Origin of the sequence: Nocardiopsis sp. B62, assembly GCF_018070675.1 — a bacterium.
Taxonomy (GTDB): Bacteria; Actinomycetota; Actinomycetes; order Streptosporangiales; family Streptosporangiaceae; genus Nocardiopsis; species Nocardiopsis prasina.
Window position 1 is genome coordinate 42,110 of sequence record NZ_JAGPXK010000022.1, and the last position, 22,506, is coordinate 64,615.

Annotated in this window: 16 protein-coding genes; 9 read left to right on the forward strand and 7 right to left on the reverse strand. The window is 71.4% G+C overall.

What is annotated here, in order from left to right:
- Nucleotides 1-4 precede the first annotated feature (4 nt).
- From KBX21_RS27155 to KBX21_RS20460, 3 genes are all read right to left on the reverse strand, one after another.
- The gene (locus KBX21_RS27155) at nt 5-2,233 is read right to left on the reverse strand and encodes a tetratricopeptide repeat protein (RefSeq protein WP_210843099.1); all 2,229 of its coding nucleotides are present in this window, start codon (nt 2,231-2,233) and stop codon (nt 5-7) included.
- A gap of 385 nt (nt 2,234-2,618) precedes the next feature.
- Complete coding sequence (locus KBX21_RS20455; protein WP_210843101.1) at nt 2,619-3,734, reverse strand: hypothetical protein; 1,116 nt, start codon at nt 3,732-3,734, stop codon at nt 2,619-2,621.
- A 106-nt stretch (nt 3,735-3,840) separates the two neighbouring features.
- The gene (locus KBX21_RS20460; protein ID WP_049568801.1) at nt 3,841-5,025 is read right to left on the reverse strand and encodes a DUF695 domain-containing protein; all 1,185 of its coding nucleotides are present in this window, start codon (nt 5,023-5,025) and stop codon (nt 3,841-3,843) included.
- A 126-nt stretch (nt 5,026-5,151) separates the two neighbouring features.
- On the opposite strand from KBX21_RS20460, the gene mnmA reads away from it, so the two are divergent.
- The 9 genes from mnmA to gatA all read left to right on the forward strand — a co-directional run bounded on the left by mnmA (nt 5,152) and on the right by gatA (nt 17,126).
- On the forward strand, nt 5,152-6,255 hold the full coding sequence (gene mnmA / locus KBX21_RS20465) for a tRNA 2-thiouridine(34) synthase MnmA (RefSeq protein WP_247666062.1): 1,104 nt from the start codon (nt 5,152-5,154) through the stop codon (nt 6,253-6,255).
- Nucleotides 6,256-6,386: 131 nt separating this feature from the next.
- Nucleotides 6,387-6,944: a DedA family protein gene (locus KBX21_RS20470; protein WP_049568806.1), complete on the forward strand. Its 558-nt coding sequence runs from the start codon at nt 6,387-6,389 to the stop codon at nt 6,942-6,944.
- A gap of 323 nt (nt 6,945-7,267) precedes the next feature.
- The gene (locus KBX21_RS20475) at nt 7,268-7,918 is read left to right on the forward strand and encodes an HAD family hydrolase (RefSeq protein WP_049568810.1); all 651 of its coding nucleotides are present in this window, start codon (nt 7,268-7,270) and stop codon (nt 7,916-7,918) included.
- 38 nt (nt 7,919-7,956) lie between these two features.
- Entirely contained in the window at nt 7,957-9,060 is a 1,104-nt protein-coding gene (locus tag KBX21_RS20480; RefSeq protein WP_210843103.1) for a methionine synthase, read from the forward strand.
- Nucleotides 9,061-9,164: 104 nt separating this feature from the next.
- Nucleotides 9,165-11,375, forward strand: a complete 2,211-nt coding sequence (gene ligA / locus KBX21_RS20485) for an NAD-dependent DNA ligase LigA (RefSeq protein WP_210843105.1) — start codon at nt 9,165-9,167, stop codon at nt 11,373-11,375.
- Between the two features lie 259 nt (nt 11,376-11,634).
- Nucleotides 11,635-13,671: a bifunctional diguanylate cyclase/phosphodiesterase gene (locus tag KBX21_RS20490; protein ID WP_049568457.1), complete on the forward strand. Its 2,037-nt coding sequence runs from the start codon at nt 11,635-11,637 to the stop codon at nt 13,669-13,671.
- Between the two features lie 351 nt (nt 13,672-14,022).
- Nucleotides 14,023-15,249: a PQQ-binding-like beta-propeller repeat protein gene (locus tag KBX21_RS20495; protein WP_247666063.1), complete on the forward strand. Its 1,227-nt coding sequence runs from the start codon at nt 14,023-14,025 to the stop codon at nt 15,247-15,249.
- 80 nt (nt 15,250-15,329) lie between these two features.
- Complete coding sequence (gatC, locus tag KBX21_RS20500; protein ID WP_017545799.1) at nt 15,330-15,629, forward strand: Asp-tRNA(Asn)/Glu-tRNA(Gln) amidotransferase subunit GatC; 300 nt, start codon at nt 15,330-15,332, stop codon at nt 15,627-15,629.
- Nucleotides 15,630-17,126 (forward strand): Asp-tRNA(Asn)/Glu-tRNA(Gln) amidotransferase subunit GatA, encoded by a 1,497-nt coding sequence (gatA, locus tag KBX21_RS20505; protein ID WP_049568461.1) that lies wholly within the window; start codon nt 15,630-15,632, stop codon nt 17,124-17,126.
- Nucleotides 17,127-17,186: 60 nt separating this feature from the next.
- On the opposite strand, the gene KBX21_RS20510 is transcribed toward gatA, so the two are convergent.
- From KBX21_RS20510 to KBX21_RS20525, 4 genes are all read right to left on the reverse strand, one after another.
- Nucleotides 17,187-18,011: an aminoglycoside 6-adenylyltransferase gene (locus KBX21_RS20510; protein WP_210843106.1), complete on the reverse strand. Its 825-nt coding sequence runs from the start codon at nt 18,009-18,011 to the stop codon at nt 17,187-17,189.
- 166 nt (nt 18,012-18,177) lie between these two features.
- Nucleotides 18,178-19,350: a thioester domain-containing protein gene (locus KBX21_RS20515; protein WP_210843107.1), complete on the reverse strand. Its 1,173-nt coding sequence runs from the start codon at nt 19,348-19,350 to the stop codon at nt 18,178-18,180.
- Between the two features lie 295 nt (nt 19,351-19,645).
- Nucleotides 19,646-20,878 (reverse strand): Cys-Gln thioester bond-forming surface protein, encoded by a 1,233-nt coding sequence (locus tag KBX21_RS20520; RefSeq protein ID WP_307869244.1) that lies wholly within the window; start codon nt 20,876-20,878, stop codon nt 19,646-19,648.
- A 360-nt stretch (nt 20,879-21,238) separates the two neighbouring features.
- Nucleotides 21,239-22,438: a thioester domain-containing protein gene (locus tag KBX21_RS20525; protein ID WP_210843109.1), complete on the reverse strand. Its 1,200-nt coding sequence runs from the start codon at nt 22,436-22,438 to the stop codon at nt 21,239-21,241.
- Nucleotides 22,439-22,506: the final 68 nt, after the last annotated feature.

Sequence of the window (22,506 nt, forward strand, 5' to 3'; positions counted from 1 at the left end):
GCGCTCAGATCCAGGACTGGTTGAGGGCCTGCGGGCCGGTGGGCTCGTCGTTGGGGTCGACCTCGTGGTTGCCTCCGTTTCCGTTGGTCCCGTCCTCGCGCGCGCCGCTGTCGGGGTCGCGGTCGCTGGGGTGGCTCCGCGCGCGGGAGCGCAGCTCGCGGCGCAGCCTCTCCAGCTGACGCAGGCTGGACAGGGTGTCGGGGTGTTCGGGTCCCTGTACGCGGCGGCGGTCCGCCACCAGGTCCTCCAGAGCGCGGACGGCACCGCCGGTGTCGTGCGCGCGCGCCTGCCAGCACGCCAGGTTGTGCCTGCTGGTCAGTGTGCCCGGATGGTCCGCGCCCAGCACCTCCTCCTGGACCTCGACGAGTTCGCGGAGATCGCTCACCGCGCCCTCCGGGTCCCCCGCGACACCGCGCCAGTGGGCGAGGTTGTGCAGGGTGCTGAGGGTGTTGGGGTGGTCGGGTCCCAGGTGCTCGCGCTGGTCGGTCAGGAGCGAGCGGGAGGCGTGCACCGCCGTGGGCAGGTCTCCGGACTCGGCCTGGCACACCGCCAGGTTGCCCCGCGTGCTCAGGGTCTCCACCCGGTCCGAGCCCACCACGCGGTCCAGGTCCGCGAGGAGTCTCCGGTAGAGGGTGATCGCCCCGGCGGTGTCGCCCGCCTGCGCGCGGAGGTAGGCGAGCCCGTGCCGGGTGCGCAGCGTGTCCAGGTGGTCGGGGCCCAGGACCCGGAGCTGGCGTTCGTAGTGGTCCTCGAAGGCGCGTTGGGCCTGTGAGAGGTCGGCGGTCGCGCCCGTCCAGTAGGCGAGTGGGTCCGTGATGACGGGTGACCCGCCCCGGCCGCCGTGCCGGAAGAAGTTCCCCGTCTGCTCGGTCCGGTTGACCGGTGCGGGTTCCAGGGTGTGCGCGACCGCCTCGGTCAGCACCTCCCAGTACGTCACGGCCCACTCCACCTGCCGGGACGAGTCGAGGCCGCTCCCGGCGCGGAACAGCACCGGGTGGATGCCCTCCTCCCACAGCCAGCTCCACACCCGGACCCGTCCCGTGGTGCGTTCGCGCAGCACGGCGGTGTTCGAGCGCAGACGGCGGCCCAGGGCGGAGTCGCGGGCGGTGTCCGGCCACACGTCCACCAGCCCGTCGGCGATGGCGCGGACCGCTTCCCTGGTGGGCCTGGTGCGGGTGTGTTCGAGGGTGGCGCGCTGGGTGAGGTGGTGGGCGCCGATCACCAGAGGCGTGTCCCGGGCCACGAGGTTGAGGCGCTCCAGTGAGGCCAGCGCGAGGCGGACCTCGTGGCGGCTCAGGGTGCGCGCAGGGAAGGTGCGCCGCCCCAGGTAGGTGCGGACCGGGCGGGAGACGGCGACCTGTTCCGGTGTCGCGGCGGAGTCCAGGAGGGCGATCAGCCCCATGAGGGGGCGGGCCACCCCCTCGGGGCGGTGGGCGTCGGCGCGTTCCACGGCCAGCTCCCACGTGGCGGAGACCGGGGAGTCGGTGTCCCACTGGGGGAAGGACTCCCCGCGCTCGGCCGCGCGGCGGTGGAACAGGGCCAGGTAGGCGGCGGGGGAGAGCTGGAGGTCGGCCATGTACGCGGTCGCCTGGGAGAGGGCCAGGGGCAGGTGGTCGAGGGCGGTCGCGAGCTGGCGCAGTTCGTCGCCGGTGTGCGCGATCCCGGCTTCCACGAGTGCGGCCCGAAGGTAGCCGCCCGCCTCCGCCTCGGAGAACCCGGGGACGGTGTGCGGGGGGTGCCCGTGCGGGGCGAGGTCGTGGCGGGTGGTGACGAGCATCCGGCCGTGGGCGCGCTCCGGCGGCGGCCACAGGTCCTCGACCTCGGCCGGGTCGGCGAGGTCGTCCCACACCACCAGCCAGCGGTGCTCCTCGGCGTCCACGGGGTCGTGCAGCCAGGACAGGAACTGCCCGGCGGCGAGCTCGGGGTCGTCGGGGACCCGGGCGAACAGCTGCCGGGCGGCCTGTGCGTAGGCGAACACGACCCCGTCCCGGGTGGTGGCGTCCGCCCACAGCAGGACCTCGGGGCGCTGGTTCGGCACGGGGTGGCCGCTGAGGAACCGGGCGTGGTGGGCGGCGAGCTGGGACTTGCCGACCCCGCTCCCACCGGACAGCACCTGGTGCGCGGAGGGGAAGCCGAACCCGCCCAGGACCTCCTCAAGGGTGTCGGAGAGGGCACGCCGCCGGTGGTGTTCGGCGGGTTCCGGTACCAACCCCACGCTGATCGGCCAGTTCACCGGGTTTCGGCTGGTGTGGAAGTCAGTTCCAGAGGTTGGCGTGCCCGTAGGGACGGGGTGGTCGGGGCGTGGGCCGAGGTGGTGGTCCTCCGCGGCCTTGCCGTTGCCGTGTTCGTGGCCAGAGCTCAACAGCCACACCCTTCCCGGGGTCCGAGGGAGTCGCGCGCCCAGCGTGCTTACGTGTCGTATGCCCCGATCGGGACTCGGGAACCCCGGGGGCAAAGGGGTTTCGGTCGATCCAGTTCCCATCACGGAGGGGAGTCAACCCCGTCGTTTGCGCTATCCCAGGTCAGTGGTTCGAAGGAGGCTCGCGGTGACGGTTGGGGTTTCGGGGAACTCTTCGTGAACGAGGGCGTCCGCCCGCTCCCCTGGGCGCTCCGTGGGCTCAGCCCCGGAGGACCTCCTCGATCAGGGCGTCGCGTTCACCGGACGTCTCGGCGCGCAGGGCGTTGGCCACGGCGAACAGCTGTTCCGGTGCGACGGTGCCGCTGGGGTGCACGCTCGCGATGGCCCCGTCGTCCAGGCGTGTGCGGACCTCGCTCAGGTGGGGGCCGCACCCGTTGTCCGTGCCACGGTGGACGACCACCATGGAGTCCTGTTCGGAGCACTCCACACCGGGGAAGCCGCAGCCGTCGTGGATGCCCGACGCCCGCTGCTCCGGGGTCCAGCTCAGCACGTGCAGGGACTTCGGCGAGTTCTCCACGGGCCGGTCAGAGCCAATGCCCGGTCCCGCCGCGACCTCCCTGGTGGCAGCCGATGACCCCTCGGGGCCGTCCAGGGCCGGGGCAGCGCCGCCCTCCGAGCGCGGCGGGACCTTGCGCTCCGGCTCCGTGCCGAGGGGGTCGGCCTCCTCCCCGGCCACGTAGGTCATCCGTAGGCCGCCGTGCACCTCGTGGACCCGGACCGGCGACCACTTCGGGTGGTCCAGGACCGCGATCGTGTGCCCGAACCCGCTGATCTGGCTGATCGATCGCCGTTCGGTGGACCGGTCACGGGTGTGGTCCGCGGCCATCGGCAGCAGCAGGAGTCCCGCGGCGGCCACCGCCACTCCGGGCAGGACACCGTGCCGGTGGCGTCCGCGGCCGAACACGACGCACGCACCGAGCGCGGCCGTGGCCACGACGGCGCTGACCACGGCGCCGTTGACCTGGGAGTCGCCCGGTACGGGGGCGAACGTTGGCGACAGGAGCCTCATCACCAGGGGAGTGGCCAGGGAGGTCCCCGCCACCAGACAGGCGCACAGGGCCGGGTGACGCACCCCCGCGCCGCCGAGCAGGCCAGCGGCGATCAGCACCATCAGCACCGCGCCGCCAACCGCCACCGGGGTGACCAGCAGGGTTTCGAGTTCCGGCCGTCCCAGGTCCAGGCCGAGGGCCAGCTCCCACACGGCGACGGGGAACAGCGAGATCAGCGGCGCGCCCACCAGGCACACGAAGAGGATCGCGCCGACCGCGGCGACCCGGGGTCGGCCCGTTGGCGCTCGTGTGAGCACGCCCTCCATCAGACCCGAACCATCCTCCTACGCGGGGACGCCACGTTACGCCTGTCGTCGCTCGGACGCCAGGTGCGAGAACCAGGTTTGGCACCCGCAGGCGGTTCGTCCGGTCTCAGTGCCCCAGTTTGCGTACGTACGGGCGCCTGGCCTGGTCGAACTGCTGCCACCTGGGGTCCAGCTGGGTGCGCAGCTGCACCTTGCCCTCGGGCCACTCCATGAGGAGGTGCTCGAACTCGGGCAGCACCCCGGAGTCCGGATCGAGGTAGTAGACGTACATCCGTTGCCCGGCGACGGTCTGCTGCATGAACAGCGCGCCGTTGTCACCGAGCAGGCCGGACACCCGGGCCTCCAGGTCGGCGAGCGACACGAGGGAGGTCTCCTGGGGGAGCCGGTCGGCGTCGGCGTCCGCGTACGGAACCAGTACCTGGACGAACAGGGACAGGGCGGGGAAGTCGCGGCGGGTCACGGGGTGCCGGACCAGGACCTCGATCGGGCCCTGCAAGGGAAGTCTGCCGTGCAGCGTCACCCAGCCGTCGGTCCCGCCGAGGAGGTCGCCCATCTGCTTGGCCACGGCCGGCATGGAGGTCGGCGGAAGCGGGTCCATGGGCCGCTCGTCCAGCGACGTCACCTTCCCGACCCAGCGCACGAACTGGTCCTCGCCCAGGGCCAGCAGCGTCACGTGCTCGGCGACCGCCTGACGGGTCTCGCCGGACAGGAACATGTTGTCCGGGTGGTAGACACCCACCTCGATCCTGCTCGTGCCCTGGTTGACGCGCATGGACACGGACACGTGGGACAGGTCCAGCTCGTGGTCGTCCCAGCGCACGGTGTTGCCGAGCTGGTCGTGGTCGGCGGGGCGGACCGGCAGGAACCGCCACTCGGAATCCTCGGGGGCCGACCGGGACCAGCGCTCGGACTGGACGCGCGCCTCCTCGGAGACACCGGGGCGCAGGGTCAGCGCGTAGGAGGGAGCGTCGGTGAGCTTGGAGGGGTCGTCCAGGGCCGCGAGCTGTTCCAGGAGCTTGGCCGGGTCGACATCGGCCGACAGGTCGAGGTCCTCCAGCCCGCCCTGCGGCTGGGGCGCGGGCCCCACCTCCCAGTCCAGATCCGGATGGATCGCCTTCACCAGTGCGGAGACCCGCTCGGCCACCTCTGCGGGGGCCGGGGCGTCGGACTCGACGGACTCGGCCAGGGGCGAGCGCACGGTGGGCCAGGCGTCCCAGAAGGCCGTGACAGCGGCCGTGGACGCGTTGGAGTCGGAGGAGTCGGCGGAGCGGCGACGACGGAACAGAGCCATGCACATGATTTTCGCAGAACCAGACGACCACCCTCGCCCCCCGGGGCGGGCGCGTCCCAGAGCACACCGTCGGGTGGGCCCGTGCGTGGCACCCTCCTCCGCGGGGCGCATAGGCTGGAGGGCGTTATGACTTTGCGTGTACTGGCCGCCATGTCCGGCGGGGTCGATTCCGCGGTAGCCGCGGCCCGTGTGGCCGAGGCGGGGTACGACGTCACCGGCGTTCACCTGGCCCTTTCCAAGAACCCACAGTCCTACCGCACCGGCGCCCGGGGCTGCTGCACGGTGGAGGACTCCCACGACGCCCGCCGGGCGGCGGACGTCATCGGCATCCCCTTCTACGTGTGGGACATGTCGGAGGAGTTCGACCGCGAGGTGGTCCAGGACTTCGTCGCCGAGTACGAGGCGGGAAACACCCCGAACCCGTGCCTGCGGTGCAACGAGAAGATCAAGTTCGAGGCGGTGCTGGACCGGGCCGTCGCGCTGGGCTTCGACGCTGTCGCCACCGGGCACCACGTCCGCAAGGTCGACGGCCGTCTGGTGCGCAGCGTCGACGAGGGCAAGGACCAGTCGTACGTGCTGGGCGTGCTCAACGCCGAACAGCTCGACCACGCGATGTTCCCGCTCGGCGACTGCACCAAGGACGAGGTGCGGGCCGAGGCCGAGCGCCGTGGGCTCTCGGTGGCGGACAAGCCGGACAGCCACGACATCTGCTTCATCGCCGACGGCGACACCGCCGGGTTCCTGAACCGGCGCCTGGGCGAGAAGCCGGGTCCGATCCAGGACGAGGACGGCAACGTGGTGGGCACCCACCAGGGGTCGCACGCGTTCACGATCGGCCAGCGCAAGGGCCTCGGGCTGGGCGGCGCACCGAACCCTCGGTACGTGCTGTCCATCGAGCCGGTGAACAACACGGTGACCGTGGGTCCGCGCGAGGCTCTTCGGGTCGACGAGATCGTCGGGACGCGACCGGTCTGGAGCGGCGGCGGTCCGCTGACCGAGCCCACCGACTGCCACGTCCAGCTGCGGGCGCACGGCGAGGTGTACGCGGCCACGGTCGTCCAGCGTGAGGCCGAGGACGGTCCGGAGCTGCTGGTCCGTCTGGCCGAGCCCGCGCGCGGCGTCGCGTCAGGCCAGGCCGTGGTGGTCTACGACGGCGACACCGTGCTGGGATCGGCGACCATCCGGTCGACCGCGCGTTCGGAGGCGGCCCGGGGAGCCGCGTCGGCGTGACCTTCGGTGGTCGAACACCGGCGAAACCGTCACAGTAGGACACATAACACGCGCTTTCTCGCCCGCGACCCTTGCCGAAGTTAGGTAAGGCAATGCAAAGTTGTGGGGTCAAGGTGTAAGGGGTCCGGTCCATGCCGCAGTTCGCGTTTCTCGAGGGTCAGCCCTTCTGGGTGATCTACTGCACCCTGCTCGTGGTGATCCTGCTGCGCGCCCCCGCGACCTACTGGATCGGCCGGGGGCTGGGCGCCGGGGTCACCCGCAGCCGCATGGGTGAGCGCCTCGGCCCGAAGCTCGACGCCGCCAAGCGGCGCATCGACCGCTACGGCGCGCCCGTGGTCACGCTCAGCTTCTTCACCGTGGGCATGCAGACGGCGATCAACTTCTCCGCCGGCGCCGTGCGGATGCGCTTCCCCCGCTACTTCGCCGCCGTCTTCGTGGGCGGTCTGGCCTGGGCGGGTCTGTGGGGCGTGGTGATCGCCGGACTGGTCGGCACCTGGCTGGAACTCTTCCTCAAGTCCCCGTGGACGGCGGTGGGCGTGGTCGCGGCCGCCGTCGTGGCGGTGACCGTGCTGGTGGTGCGCTCGCGCGTGGCCAACCGCTCCCGTGACACCGAGGGGACGCCGGACGCGGAGCCGGTCCGCGTCGGCGAGGCCGCCGAGCGAGTCGACCCGGACTCCCCCCGCACCTGAACCCCCGCGCTCTGCGGACACGGTCCGGGCGGAAGGCGGTAGCGAGATCGCTGACCCCCGCGCACCGCGAAACCCCCGGGCCTCCGCGCTCCGCGAAACCCTCACACCCCCCTGACCCGCGCCCCGTGAGCACGGTTCGGGCGGAACACGGAACCGACTGACCCCCGGGGCCTCCGCGTTCTCCGACAACCCCCGTGGCCCCGCGCTCTGCGGACACGGTCCGGGCGGAGCGCGCAACCGGGATCGCTGACCCCCGCGCACCGCGAACACTCCGTGGGGGACCGAGCCGCCCCCGAGCCTCCCGCGACCTCTAGCGTGGGGGCATGCGTATCTCTGTTGACGCCGTCCTCTTCGACATCGACGGCACCCTCGTGGACTCCACCGGCGCCGTCGAGCGGACCTGGCGCCTGTGGGGCGAGGCCCACGGCATCGACCCGGAGGAGATCCTCGCCGTCTCCCACGGCAGGCGCTCCGAGGACACCATCGCGATGTTCCTCCCCCAGGACCAGGTGGCGGACGCCGCCGCCGAACTGGAGGAGCTGGAGCTGGCCGACCTCGACGGCGTGACCGCCCTGCCCGCCACCCGCGAACTCCTCACCGCGCTGCCCACCGAGCGCTGGGCCGCCGTCACCTCGGGCTCACGCAGGCTCATGCGCACCCGCCTGGAGGCAGCGGGCCTGCCCGTCCCCGAGGTGCTCGTCACCGCCGACGACGTCACCGAGGGCAAACCCCACCCCCAGGGCTACCTCCGGGCCGCCGCCGGGCTCGGCTTCGACCCCGCACGCTGCCTCGTGGTGGAGGACGCACCCGCCGGGGTCCGCGCGGGCCTGGCCTCCGGCGCCGCCGTGCTGGCCGTGGCCACCTCCCACAGCCGCACCGACCTGGAGGGGCTCGGCGCCACCGAGCTCGTCGACAACCTCACCTTCTGCACGCTGGAGACCACCCGCGGCGAACTGGTCCTGAGTACCCCCTGACTCCACAGACGAGCCGAGACGGGCCGGTTGCCCTAACCTTGGGCAACGTGAGTCAACAGCAGCCCCAACCCTGGCCCGTCGCGTCCGCAACCGGAGTCGGTTCCTGGCCGGGGGAGGACCCCGACGAGGCCATGAGGACCATCGTCGGCGAGCTCCCCGACCTCCCGCACCTGCCCGAGCTCCCCGCGCGGGGAGTCGGCGCCGACATGATCGGGCGCGCCGCGGGCCTCCTCGTCGACCTGCCCGTCGAGGTCCAGCCCACCGGATGGCGGGTGGTGGACACCCCCGGCCGCGACCTCGCCCGCGCCGGAAGCTTCCTCTCCTACGACCTGGACGCGCTCACCGAGCACCTCCACGCCTATGAGGGCCCGCTCAAGGTGCAGGTGGCCGGGCCCTGGACCCTGGCCGCCGCGATCGAGCTCCGCAACGGGCAGCGCGTGGTCTCCGATTCCGGCGCCCACCGCGACCTCGCCGAGTCCCACCTGGAGGGGGTCCTCGCGCACGTCGCCGACGTGCGACGCCGCGTCCCGGGTGCCCGGGTGCTCGTCCAGGTGGACGAGCCCTCCCTGCCCGCCGTGCTGATGGGCAGCCTGCCCACCGCCAGCGGTCTCAGTGTCCTGCGCGCTGTGGACCGCGTCCGGGTCGAGGCGGTCCTGCGCACTCTGTTCGCCGCGATCGACGGTGCCGGCGCCGTGCCCGCCGCGCACTGCTGCGCGGCCGGGGCACCCATCGACCTCCTGCGTCGAAGCGGTGCCCGGGCCCTGAGCATGAACGCGCGCCTGCTCGGGCGGGCGCACGACGAGATGGTCGGCGACGCCGTGGAGTCGGGTGTCGGCCTCCTCCTCGGGGTCGTCCCCTCGACGGACCAGCCCGAACCCGGCCCCGCCGGGGCCTCCGGAACCGCCGCCGACGCCGCCACGGCCGCCGCTCGCAGGTCCCCCGGAATGTCGGACCCGGCGACTATCGTCGACCCCGTAAGAGAGCTTTGGAACCGGTTGGGATTCAGCCCTGACCTGCTGTCCCGGGTGGTCGTCACCACGCCCACCTGCGGGCTGGCGGGGGCCTCCCCCCGGCACGCCAGGGCCGCCCTGGAAGCTGCCCGGGGCGGGGCACGGGTCCTGCGGGACGAACCCCGCAGGTAGCTACAGCGGAACTCGGACCCGGCCGCCCCCGACCTCCGAAGAGCCCCCCGGCCCCGTCCGACACCCCCCGATCCGGCCCCGTGAGAGCGACAAGAAAGGCAGCAGTGAGCGCGCCCGACAACACCACCGTCCCCGACGAGGTACGCGCCCGCCACGCCGAGCTGTGCCGTGAGCTGGACGACCACAGCTACCGGTACTACCTGGGCAACCCGATCGTCTCCGACGCCGAGTACGACCAGCTCATGCTCGAACTGCGCGGCATCGAGGAGCGCCACCCGATCCTCGTCAGCCAGGACTCGCCCACCCAGAAGGTCGGCGCGCCCATCAGCGTCGACTTCGCCGAGGTCGAGCACCTCGTCCGGATGGAGAGCCTGGGCAACGCCTTCGACTCCGAGGAGCTGTCCGCCTGGGCCGACCGCGCCTCCGCCGAGGTACCGGTCGACGCCTACCTGTGCGAACTCAAGATCGACGGCCTGGCGGTGGACCTCGTCTACGAGCGCGGACGCCTGATCCGGGCCGCGACCCGTGGCGACGGCCGGGTCGGCGAGGACATCACGCTCAACGTCCGCACCATCGGCGTGGTCCCCGAACAGCTCGACGAGAGCACCCGCCCCGCCCCCGAGCTGCTGGAGGTGCGCGGCGAGGTCTTCCTCCCGGTGGAGGACTTCGAGAAGCTCAACCAGCGCATCGCCCTCGACGGCAGCCACGCCCCGTTCGCCAACCCCCGCAACGCCGCCGCCGGTTCGCTGCGACAGAAGGATCCGAGGGTCACCGCGACCAGGCCGCTGTCGATGATCGTGCACGGCGTCGGCGCCTACACACCCGCCGAAGGGGGCGAGGGGACGGCCTTCACCAGCCAGTCGCAGGCCTACACCCTCCTCGGCGAGTGGGGGCTGCCGCTCAGCGACCGCTACAAGGTCGTGGGCACCATGGACGAGGTCCGCGAGTACGTCGCGCACTACCAGGAGCACCGGCACGATCCCGCCTACGAGATCGACGGCATCGTGGTCAAGGTGGACGACTTCTCCCTCCAGCGTCGGCTGGGCTCCACCAGTCGCGCGCCCCGGTGGGCGATCGCCTACAAGTACCCGCCGGAGGAGGTCACCACCAAGCTGGTGGACATCAAGGTGGGGGTGGGCCGCACCGGCCGCGTCACCCCGTACGGCGTGATGGAGCCGGTCCTGGTGGCCGGGTCCGAGGTCGAGTTCGCGACCCTGCACAACGCCCAGGAGGTGGCCCGCAAGGGCGTGCGCATCGGCGACACCATCGTCCTGCGCAAGGCGGGCGACGTCATCCCGGAGATCGTCGGCCCGGTGCTCGACCTGCGCGACGGCACCGAACGCGAGTTCGTCATGCCCGAGCGCTGCCCCGAGTGCGGCACCGAGCTCGGTCAGCAGAAGGAGGGCGACGTCGACCTGCGCTGCCCGAACGCCCGCTCCTGCCCGGGACAGCTGCGCGAGCGGGTGGCGTTCATCGCCGGACGACGTGCACTGGACATCGAGGCGCTGGGCTACGTCGCGGCCACCGCTCTCACGCAGCCGCTGGAGCCCGTCGAGCCCGCGCTCAGGGACGAGGGCGACCTGTTCGACCTCACCGTCGATCAGCTGCTGCCGATCCGCACGCACGTCCTGGACCCGGACACCACCGAGCCCAAGACCGATCCCAAGACCGGCGAACCCAAGGTGGTCTCCTTCTTCGCCAACATGAAGGGCGAGCCGAAGAAGACGGTCGAGAAGCTGTTCGAGCAGCTGGAGGAGGCCAAGGACAAGCCGCTGTGGCGGGTTCTGGTCTCCCTGTCCATCCGCCACGTGGGCCCGCGCGCCGCCGAGGACCTGGCCCGCCACTTCCGGTCCATGGACGCGATCCGCGCCGCCTCCGAGGAGGAACTGGCGTCGGTGGACGGGGTCGGCCCGACCATCGCCCGGTCCATCCACGAGTGGTTCGCCGTGGACTGGCACGCGGAGATCGTCCGAAAGTGGGCGGCCGCGGGTGTCCGTATGGAGGACGAGGGCCAGGAGCCGGGCTCCCGGGTCCTGGAGGGCGTCACCGTCGTGGTCACCGGTTCGCTGGAGGGCTTCACGAGGGACGGCGCCAAGGAGGCCGTCGCCGAGCGCGGCGGCCGGGCCACCGCGTCGGTCTCCAAGAAGACCGGGTTCGTGGTGGTGGGGGACGCGCCCGGTTCCAAGTACGACAAGGCCGTGAAGCTCGGAGTCCCGGTGCTCGACGAGGCCGGGTTCCGGGTCCTGCTGGAGGACGGCCCCGAGGCCGCCGGGAGTCTGCGGATCAACCCAGTGGAGGAGGCTCCGGAGGGGTAGGCTCCGCCGCACACCCCTGGTACGCGCCTGGCGCGTACCAGGCGCCGTTCCGGTGCCGTGGACCTGATCGCGAGCGCCCCTTCCGGGGCGCGGGCAGGGACCCGAGACGGGTCCCTGCCCTTTGTGGCTCGCGAATCTCTTCACGGATAGTTCATGTGATGCGACAGTTGGTGACGAAACCCCGTAAGCTGTGCGACAACACCACCGGATACGGACAGAGCCCTATCCGGGATAACGGTCATCAGTCACGAGGACACCGATGAAGGACCCCATCAGTACCCGGGACATCGGTCCCCGGGTCGGGACGCCGCTGTGGCTCTACATGGCGGCAGCCACCGCCGCGGGCGCGGCGCTGCTCGCAGTGTCCAGCGTCGAACTGGGCCTCGACCAGCTGATCAACCTGGCCAGGGAACCGCTGGTCTGGGTGCTGCTGTGCATGGTGATCCTCGGTGAGCTCAGACCCATCGCCATGCCCGGCCAGGCGCCGGGCAGCGGTGCGCCCACCTCACTGCCCTTCACGTTCGCGCTGGTCATCTTCTACGGGCTGCCCGTCGCCGCCCTCATCCAGTGCGTCGCCACCGTCGTCGCCGGGGTGGCCCGGGGCCACGCGCCCCACCGCACCGCCTTCAACGGCGCCCAGTACGTCCTCTCCCTCGGCGTGGCCGACGCCGTGCTGCGCCTGACACTCCCCGAGATCGTCACCTCCCCCTGGGTGCCAGCCGGGGGAGAACTGGTCGGGGTCGCCCTCGCCGGTGCCGCCTCGTTCCTGGTCAACCGGGTCCTGGTGCTCTGCGCGGTGGCCATGCACGAACGCGTGCCCCTGCGCCAGGTGATGTTCAAGGGCCTGGGCCAGCAGGTGTACGTGAACGCGGTCCTGCTGAGCCTGTCGCCGCTCATCGTCATCGCGATGACCCACTCGGTGCTCTACGTGCCGCTGTTCGCCTTCCCCCTCGGAGCCCTCTACTCGAGCGCCTTGCTGTTGGTGAAGCGCGACCACCAGGCCAACCACGACGAACTCACCGGACTGGCCAACCGCAAGCTCCTCACCGTCCGCGCCCGCCGCGAGGTCGACCAGGCCCACCAGCGCGGCAACCGCGTCGGCCTGCTGCTGCTCGACCTGGACCGGTTCAAGGAGGTCAACGACACCCTCGGCCACCCGACCGGCGACCGCCTCCTCCAGACCCTCGCCCGACGGCTCATCCACAGCGTGCGCCCGAGCGACCTCGTGGCCCGCCTGGGCGGCGACGAGTTCGCCATCCTCCTCCCCCAGGTGCGCGACGCCGCCACCGCCCGTGAGGTGGCCCTGCGGCTCAAGGGCGCCCTGGCCGAACCCGTACGGCTGGACGGCATGGACTTCGACCTCCAGGTCAGCACCGGTATCGCCCTGTACCCGGACGACGCCCCCGACTTCGAGCTCCTCATGCAGCGAGCCGACGTCGCCATGTACGTGGCCAAGGCCGACCGCACCGGCGTGGAGAGCTACGACCCCGGCAAGGACCGCAACTCCACCGCCCGGCTGAGCATGTACAGCGAGCTGCGCCGAGGGCTGGCCGAGGGCGCGCTGGAGATGCACTACCAGCCCAAGGTGGACCTGGCCGACGAACGGCCCGTGGGCCTGGAGGCGCTGGCCCGGTGGCGGCACCCCGTCCGCGGCCTGCTCACCCCGGACGAGTTCATGCCGGTGGTCGAGCACTCCAACCTGTTCCGGGCCTTCACCGGGCAGGTCCTTGACATCACCCTGGCCAGGGCGGCCCTGTGGCGGAACCAGGGCCAGACCCTCCCCGTGGCGATCAACCTGGGCGTGCGCGAACTCCTGGACCCGGACCTGCCCGAGACCGTCGCCGCCGCCCTGCGCGAGCACGGTGTCCCGCCGAACCAGTTGGTCCTGGAGATCAGTGAGCGCACGCTCATCGAGGACCCCGACGCCGCCACGGCGGCCGTCGGACGCCTGCGCGTCCTTGGCGTGGGGCTGACGCTGGACGACTTCGGCACCGGCCACTTCACCCTCGCCCAACTGGCCGGTCTGCCACTGGACGAGGTGAAGATCCACGAGTCCTTCACCGCCCGCCTGGTGGACGGCACGGCCAACGGTCACACGGTGGTGCGCGGGGCGATCGCCCTGGTCCGCGCCCTGGGCATGAGAGCTGTCGCCGAGGGGGTGCAGTCGCGCGAACTGGCCGAGGCCGCGCGGGACACCGGCTGCCAGTCCGCGCAGGGGCACTACTTCGCCCGGCCGATGATCGCCCGCGACGTGATGACCTGGGTGGCCGCCCACGACACCGGCACCCCCGTCTGACGCCCACGTGACCCGGGTGGGCCACGCTCTTCGGCCTTGACCGAAGGTGGCCACGGGTTGGGGCTCCGCTGAAACCGCAGCCCAGAGGGAGGCCTGACCTTTCGGGCCGTCACCTGCCCGCAGAGGCGGGAAGTGACCCGCAGTGGTGCTGATAACGTGCTCACCGCCCCATTCCCGGCGCAGTGACGGAGGCACCTCCATGCCTGGACACGAACTGGGCGTCAACGTTCAAGACGCCGCTTTCGGTGCCACTTGAAACGGAGCCCAAGCCTTCCTGCAAGGATTCGGGGTTCCATCCTGTTCGCCCGCCCCTTCGCGCGATGCTTTGTGACGTTCTCCGGTCTCGTATTGATGGTTCCCATGGTCGGCTGCTCGGTGCTCGGGCCGGAGCACACTGCGCGGGAGCCCGGTGAGCCCCCGGAGTACCGGTCGTCCGTCACTGAGATCGCCTGGACCTGGGAGCCTCCTGGGGATCTTCGTGACGTCCGTCTCCGAGAAATGGACGAGGGCATCGCCGTACTTACTGCGGACGGGGTCCACGCCCTGTCGGGGGAGTCGGGCGAGGAGCTCTGGTCATACAGAGACCGGGGGCAGTCGTTGGTGAGTGAGGTGACGGACAGCGGAGAACATGTCGTTCTGTATGACAAGGACACGTCGCGCACCACGCTGATGGAGATGGCCACCGGACGTGTTTCTCACGAGTTCGAGTCCGATCTGTCCGGTGTCGAATACACACGTGAGCACGAGCCGTTCCATCTGGAATCCGCTCTGCGGGGCATCTCGGGGGAGACCTGGATCGTGCGTTGGGAGGATTCGGTCAGCTCCTACGAACTTTCCACGGGGGAGCCGCTGTGGTCCGTGCCGAACGTGCCGGATTGTTCCGACGCGGGTCAGGTGGACAGCCTGACGGTGCAGACGGACGTGGTGGTCGCGGCCACCACCTGCTTCGAACAACCTGAGGGCGAGGAGAGCGTGGCCTGGACGGTGGGGCAGGATTTCACCTCCGAGTTGGTCGGACTCTCGCCGGACACGGGTGAGGAGCTGTGGCGCGTGGAACACTCCATCGGCCGCATGCCCCACGAATCCCTGGAACGCACCATCAGCTCGCGTCCGGGAGGACTCGTGCACACCGATTTCCACTACCGAGGTATCGGGGACTCTCTCCTCGATATCAAGGACGGAGCGGCGATCCATCTGGACACGGGTGAACTCGTCTGGACCTCCCCGGACGGAACCCGGTTGGGCGTGTGGGACACCGAGACCGGTCAGTATCGGATCGAGGATCTCTCGGGGAACGTCGAACGGGTCCTGGAACGCCAGGTCGTGTCCATGAAGGAGAACATGGTGGTCGAGGGTCACAGAGTGGGACTGGAGGAAGGTGTCCTCTACCTGGAGGACTGGATGGAGGATGCTTCCGATCCGGAGGGGTTCGCGCGTTTCGAGGGACTCGAGGACTCCGTAGTGCTGACCTGGGACGACGCGGTAGGCCTCTCGGTCATCAACGCGATCAGTGTTCCCGGGGCCGTGGCCGTCGCGTACGTGGCCGACGGTCAGGCGGGAGTCATGGGCCTCAGGTGAGGGAGAGCGGCACCGGGACCGGCGGCGGGACAATAGGATTGTCCTGATCACCCGTCCGCCGAAGAAACGGTTCTCACCTGATGACCGCCATCACCCGTGATGAGGTCGCGCACCTCGCCCGGTTGTCGCGGCTGGCGCTCGACGAGAGCGAGCTCGACACGCTCGCCGCCCAGCTCGGTGACATCCTCACCGCCGTGGCCAAGGTGCAGGAGGTCGCCCAGGGCGACATCCCGCCGAGCTCGCACGCCCTGCCGCTGACCAACGTCTACCGCCCCGACGAGGCCCGGACCGGCCTCACCCCCGAGCAGGCCCTGGCCGGCGCCCCCGCGGTGGAGAACCAGCGCTTCCGGGTGCCGCGCATCCTTGGGGAGGAAGAGTAGATGAGCGACGTCATCGGGCTCAGCGCCGCCGACCTCGGCGCGGCCATCAAGGCGGGTGAGGTCTCCGCGGAGGAGGCCACCACCGCCTACCTCGACCGCATCGAGTCGGTCGACGGCGACATCAACGCCTTCCTGCACGTGCGCCGGGAGACCGCGCTCTCCCAGGCCCGCGACGTGGACGCCAGGCGCTCCGCCGGAGCGGACCTCGGCCCCCTCGCGGGCGTGCCGGTCGCGCACAAGGACGTGTTCACCACCAAGGACATGCCCACCACGGCCGCGTCGAAGATCCTGGAGGGCTGGCAGCCCCCCTACGACGCCACCGTCACCGAGCGCCTGCGCGAGGCCGGTCTGGTCATCCTCGGCAAGACCAACATGGACGAGTTCGCCATGGGCTCCTCCACGGAGAACTCGGCCTACCAGATCACCCGCAACCCCTGGGACACCGACCGCATCCCCGGTGGTTCCTCGGGTGGTTCGTCGGCCGCGGTGGCCGCCTTCGAGGCGCCCCTGGCCACCGGCACCGACACCGGCGGCTCCATCCGCCAGCCCGCGGCCGTGTGCGGCCTGGTCGGCGGCAAGCCCACCTACGGCGGCTCCTCCCGGTACGGGATGATCGCCTTCGCCTCGTCCCTGGACACCCCGGGCCCGTTCGCGCGCAACGTGCTGGACGCCGCCCTGCTCCAGGAGGCCTTCTCCGGCCACGACCCGCGCGACTCCACCTCGATCGACGCCCCGGTGCCGCCGGTGGTCGACGCCGCCAGGATCGGTGACGTCGAGGGCCTGCGCGTCGGCGTGGTCAAGGAACTGGACAACGAGGGCTTCCAGCCCGGCGTGCGCCAGCGCTTCCGCGAGACCGTGGAACTGCTGGAGTCCCTGGGCGCCAAGGTCGTCGAGGTCTCCTGCCCGAGCTTCGACGCCGCCCTGTCGGCCTACTACCTCATCGCGCCCAGCGAGGCCTCCTCGAACCTGGCCCGCTTCGACGCCATGCGGTACGGCCTGCGGGTGGGCGACGACGGTACGCGCAGCGCCGAGGAGGTCATGTCGCTGACCCGCGCCCAGGGCTTCGGCCCTGAGGTCAAGCGCCGGATCATGCTGGGCACCTACGCCCTGTCCAGTGGCTACTACGACGCCTACTACGGCAGCGCCCAGCAGGTGCGCACGCTGATCAAGCGCGACTTCGACGCCGCCTTCGAGAACGTGGACGTGCTGGTCTCGCCGACCACCCCGACCACCGCGTTCCCGATCGGTGAGCGCGCCGAGGACCCCATGGCCATGTACCTGGCCGACCTGTGCACGATCCCGTCCAACCTGGCCGGGAACGCGTCGCTGTCGGTGCCGTGCGGCCTGGCCCCGGAGGACGACCTCCCGGTCGGTTTCCAGATCATGGCCCCGCCGCTGGCCGACGACCGCACCTACCGGGTCGCGGCCGCCGTCGAGCGTGCCCTGAACGAGCGGGACGGCGCGCTGATCGCGCGCAGCCCCTACGCGGTCTCCTAGACCTGACGCACGACGCCCTCCGCTCCCCACTGGGGAGCGGAGGGCGTTCGCGTTCGCTGGCTAGCCGATCAGCTTCGTGACGTCCTCGTGCAGATCCTCGGGAACGTCGACGCCCCACCGCTGCCCGGCCTCCCGCGCCAGTTCACGGCTCCAGGCCCAGCTGTTCGCCAGCGCCCGGTGGACCTCCTCCGGGGCCGCCGTCCCGGTCGTCGCGGTGTGGCGCGCCACGTCCAGGGCGGGCAGGTCCGCCTCCAGGGCCCGGCTCGGGGTGAGCCAGTGCGCGGTGGAGCCGCGCAGCAGCCGCACCAGCTTGAGCTGGGGCGGGGAGACCATCGTGGCCAGTGCCGCGTGGGCGCGGGCGGTCTCACCGCGGGCCAGAACGTGGGCGGCCATGAGCGTCCAGTTGGCCAGCTCCCCCATGAGCTGTTCGGCGGTCGGGGCCGGGTCCGGCGGGACGAACCCGGCCAGCGGGCGCACGGCCTCGGTGAGTCGGCCGGTGCGGTCCACCAGCACGGCGGTGTCGGGATCGGGCAGGTGGATCATGCCCTTCCAGGTACCGATCTCCGCGATGGCGGACCCGGGCTCGAAGTGGAACTCGCCGCGCATGAGGTCGTCGAAGACCACCGCGAGGATGCCGAAGAGGTTGGTGTAGGCCAGCCGGAGCGGGGCGAGGCGGGACACGAACTCCCGGCCGTCGAGGGCCCCGGCGTGCTCGTCGGCGACGTACACGTAGGCGTCCAGGTCGGAGAGGGCGTCCGCCTCTCCCGTGCTCCAGGACCCGTAGAGCAGGACCGCCTCCACACGGGGGTCGGCCTCGGCGACCTCGCGCAGGCGCTCGACGCGCCGTTCCAGGGCGGTGGGCGGGGTTCGGTGGTGGTCGTGCACGGATACTCCGTCGTCTCGGGGTGTTCCGGGCAGCACGAAGGCACCGCCCGGGAGGGAACCGTTCGGGCGGCGGGCCCTGGTGGGGTACTCCGCCGTCCCTAGGAGGGACGGAGCTCGGTCACCGCGATCGCGCACATGGAGGGCATTCTAGTGCCGGGGCGTGTGGCTACTCGCCGGTCCCGGCCGCCCTGCGGCGTCTGATGAGGAGAAGGGCGCCACCACTGGCGACGGCGACCAGCGCCGCGGCTACCAGGGCGAACACGGCTCCGCCCGTGACGGCCAACCCGCCGCTCTCGGACACCGAGGCCCGGTCCGCGACCGGGGAGGGACTGGGCTCGTCGGTCGGCTCCACCACGGGCGGGGTGCCGCCCGCCGCGTCCCAGGCCACCGTGGCGACCTCGGAGACGACGATCTCGCTGTCCTGGGCCGTGATGAGCGTCTGCGTGGGCTCGTCGGGGTCCTCGCCCTTGAACAGGCGGCCGATCTCCACGGCGGCCGTGGTCTCCAGCACGAGGGTGGCCTCACCCGCCCCGGCGTCGGCCGGGACGGAGAAGGCCACGGTGTCGCCGCTGCTGACCTCGTCGACGACCCGGCCGCTCCCGGCGTCCACCAGTTCCACGCCGTCGGGTGCCTCCAGCCGCACGGGGATACTCTCGGCGCTGGTCTCGACGGTGAACGCGCCGATCTCCTCACCGGCCAGGCCGGAACCCTGCCCCGGGGTGACGGTGAGCGCGGAGGCCGGTTCGTTGGCCAGTTCCTCGGCGTCGCGGACGAGGTGGTCGTAGAGGTGGGTGACGTTGCCCGCGTTGACGTTGTCGTCGAGTTCGGGACTCTGCTCCACCCGCTCCAGGTGCAGGCCGTTGCTGTAGTGCCAGATAGCGGCCTGGGTGGCGGTGAGTGCCTCGGACTCGGTCAGGCGCGCCATTCCGGCTCGCTCCTCCAGCTCCCCGACCCCGACCACCGGGTAGGAGTTGCGCAGGATCCAGGTGACCCTGCCGGGCTCGGCGAAGTCGCCCCGCCCCGGGTAGTTCTCCCACTGGTCCTCGCGGTACCGGGCCTCCTCGACCAGCCCGGTACGGAAGTCGATGCAGTACGTGGTGAGCCTCTGGTCGCTGTCGTCCAGGCGCACGTCGAAGGTGGCCGTCGTGGTGAAGGGCTCGCCCCGCATGGTGACCGAGTGGCCGTGCTCGGCCACGCCCGTGTACTGGCCGCGCACGGACCCCTGGTAGGGCGCGGGATCGGCCGCCGCCGGGGCCGCGAGCCCGAACACGAGCAGGGCCGTGGTCGCGGCGGCGAGGGCCGAACGCCCTGAGGGGGAGCGGAGGGACACGTGCGTCACTTCTCTTCCTGAGGTGTTCCGCCCGGGGCGACGGGAAACAGTGCGATTCAGGTGGTGAAGGAGGGCATTGGGGGGTGGTGCGTCCGTCCGCCGAGGTTTTCACGGTACCTCGAACCGCACAACGGAGTCCTTTGTATCTGGCCGACATCAGCCATGTGCGGGATCGCATGTAAACCATTCGGCGTAATGCGCGTGGTGGGGTCGAAAAAAGGACTTCCGTTTTGTTCACGCATGACAAAGGGCCCGCCCCGCGAGTGAATCGCGAGGCGGGCCCCTGTACGGGCGGAGCGGCTACCTAGACGTCCGTGCCGGCGGCGCTGCCGCTGCGGCGCTTACGGGCCAGGTAGAGGGCGCCGCCACCGGCACCCAGCGCTGCCACACCGGCGGCCACGAGGCCGAGCAGTGCGCCACCGGTGACGGGGAGGCTGGGCTCGTCGTCCTTGCCAGGGGCGGGCTTGTCGTCCTCGGAGGGAGCGTCGGTCGGGGTGGGCTTGGGCTCCGGCTCGTCGGTCGGCTCCGGGCTCGGGCTCGGGTTCGGCGCGGGCTCCTCGGACGGCTCCGGCTCCGGCGTCGGGGTGGGCTGGTCGGCCTCGGCCCACTCCGCGGAGGCGGCGGCGTTCACGGCGACGTCGCTGTCCTCGGCGGTGATCAGGGTCTGGGTCGCCTTGTTGGGGTTCTCGCCCTTGAACAGACGACCCTGCTTGATGGTGGCGTTGGCCTCCAGGCTGAAGGACGCCTCGCCCGCCTCGGCGCCCTCGGGGACCGCGAAGCCGACCTTGTCGCCGTTCTCGACGGTGGTGACGGCCTCGCCGGACTCCAGGTCGACCAGCTGGACGCCCTCGGGGGCGGTCAGGTCGACGGGGACGGTGGCCGCGTTGGTCGAGATCTCGAACTCGCCGACGGTCTCACCGGCCTTGCCGGCGGCGCTGTTCGGGTTCACGCTCAGGGTCGGCGCGGGCTCCTGGGGGAGCTCCTCGGCGTTGGAGACGAGGTAGTCGTAGATCGCCCTGACGTTGCCCTGACCGCGGGTGAGGGTGGCGCCGTTGCTGTAGTGCCAGATGGCGGCCTGGGTGGCGGCCAGCGCCTCCTTCTCGGTGACGCGGGCGGCGTTGGCGCCCTCGGCGGCCTCGGCCAGGTCCTTGGCGCTGACCGTCGGGTAGCCCTTCTGGAGGATCCAGTGCACCTTGCCGGGCTCGGCGAAGGAACCCTTGCCCGGGTAGTTCGCCCAGCTGTCCTCCTGGTACCAGGCGCTCGAGCGGATGCCCGTCTCGATGTCGATGCAGTAGGTGATCAGCTCGCTGCCGTCCTCGAGGCGGAGCTTGAAGAGGTTGGTGCCGATCGTGCCGGCGCTCATGGTGACGGTCTCACCGGACTGGTGGTTGCCCACGTACTGGGCGCGCACGGAGCCCTCGTAGGTCTCCACGGGCTCCGCGGCGGCCGGGGCGGCCAGGCCGAAGGTCAGCAGCGCCGCGGCCGAGACCGCGAGACCCGCGCGACCGGTGCTCCGGAGGTTGGGGGAGTGCTTCACGTCGTGTCCTGTCATGAGGTGCCGCGCCACACGGCCCTGGGGAGTGCGGCGGCGGGAGGAGGAGGAGAGCGCGTCCGGGAGGGGCCGGCGCGGCTTCGGGCTTCGAGAGAGCCCGGAGGCACACGAGAAGAGGTTTGTGCCTGTCCGATATTAGCGATCTGTCGGGGTACCTCCAAGCCGAACCGGAGGGAATTCTTGGCTCGACTGCCCTGAACTGCGGCTTCTCCGCAAAAGACGGAGGGCCCGCCCCCGTGATCTCTCACGCGGACGGGCCCTCGTGCGGCTCGTTCCCTTGCCGTGCCGTCTCCGGTGTCCGGATCGACGGTGCGGCCTGGGTCACCGACTCAGGGGAGTGAACCCTCAGGCGTCGGTGTCCTCACCGTTGGCCGCCTTGCGCTTGCGGCTCAGGTACAGGGCGGCGCCACCGGCACCCAGGGCGGCCACACCGGCCGCGACCAGACCCGTGAGCGCGCCACCGGTCACCGGGAGGGTCGGGCTGTCGTCCTCCTTGGGCGGGGTCGGCTTCTCCTCGGCCGGCTCGCTGGGCTTCTCAGCGGGCTCAGAGGGGGTCTCGCTGGGCGAGGGGGTCTCGCTCGGCTTGTCGGTCGGCGGGACCGGGGTCTCGCCCTTGGCCCAGGTCGCCGAGGCCGAGGCCGTGGCGTTGGTGGGCTCACCGTCGACGGTGATCAGCGTCTGGGTGGGCTTCTTCGGGTCCTTGCCCTGGAAGAGGCGCCCGGTCTCGACGGTGGAGGTGGCCTCCAGGCTGAAGGACGCCTCGCCCGCCTCGGCGTCCTCGGGGACCGCGAAGCCGACCTTGTCGCCGTTCTCGACGGTGGTGACGGCCTCGCCGGACTCCAGGTCGACCAGCTGGACGCCCTCGGGGGCGGTCAGGTCGACGGGGATCTCGGTGGCGTTGGTCTCGATGACGAACTCACCGATGGTCCCACCGGCGGTGCCCTCGGCGGAGGAGGGGGTGACGCTCAGCGCGGCGCCGGGCTCGCGCTCGGTCTCCTCGGCGTTCTCGACGAGGTACGCGTAGACCTTCTCGACGGCCTCGCTGTTGCCCTCGCTGAGGTCCATGTCGTTGCTGAAGTGCCAGATGGCGGCCTGGGTGCCCGCCAGCGCGTCACCGTTGCTCAGGCCCTCGACACCGGCCGCCTCGCCGAGCGCGGCGGCGTCGGTGCGGGGGTAGGAGTTCTGGAGGATCCACAGGACCTTGCCGGGCTGGGCGAAGGAGCCCTCGCCCGGGTAGTTGGCCCAGTCGTCCTCCTTGTACTCGGCGTCGCGGACGATGTTGGTGCGGAAGTCGATGCAGTACGTCGTGAGGACGCTGCCGTCGGTCAGCTCCAGGTTGAAGAGGCTGGGCCGGACCTCCTCGCCGTCCATGTGGACGTTCGGGCCGTTCTCGGCGTTGCCGGTGTACCGGCCTTCGAGGGAACCCTCGTAGGTCTCGACCTCGTCGGCGGCCGCGGGGGCGGCCAGACCGAGGGCGAGGAACGCCGCGGCGCTGGCGGCGAGGCCAGCGCGTCCGGCAGTGCGGGGGAGGGAGAAGTTACTCAAGTTGTGTCCCGGTGTCTTCTAGGGGTAACCGGATGGAATCCGCCCAGGTCGATGGGGAGCCGTGTGCG

Coding starts and splice junctions, on each gene's coding strand:
- KBX21_RS20490 (WP_049568457.1), top strand. CDS start 11,635: ATGAAGGACCCCATCAGTACCCGGGACATCGGTCCCCGGGTCGGGACG.
- KBX21_RS20495 (WP_247666063.1), top strand. CDS start 14,023: ATGGTTCCCATGGTCGGCTGCTCGGTGCTCGGGCCGGAGCACACTGCG.
- gatC (WP_017545799.1), top strand. CDS start 15,330: ATGACCGCCATCACCCGTGATGAGGTCGCGCACCTCGCCCGGTTGTCG.
- mnmA (WP_247666062.1), top strand. CDS start 5,152: ATGACTTTGCGTGTACTGGCCGCCATGTCCGGCGGGGTCGATTCCGCG.
- KBX21_RS20460 (WP_049568801.1), bottom strand. CDS start 5,025: ATGGCTCTGTTCCGTCGTCGCCGCTCCGCCGACTCCTCCGACTCCAAC.
- KBX21_RS20475 (WP_049568810.1), top strand. CDS start 7,268: ATGCGTATCTCTGTTGACGCCGTCCTCTTCGACATCGACGGCACCCTC.
- gatA (WP_049568461.1), top strand. CDS start 15,630: ATGAGCGACGTCATCGGGCTCAGCGCCGCCGACCTCGGCGCGGCCATC.
- KBX21_RS20470 (WP_049568806.1), top strand. CDS start 6,387: ATGCCGCAGTTCGCGTTTCTCGAGGGTCAGCCCTTCTGGGTGATCTAC.
- KBX21_RS20455 (WP_210843101.1), bottom strand. CDS start 3,734: ATGGAGGGCGTGCTCACACGAGCGCCAACGGGCCGACCCCGGGTCGCC.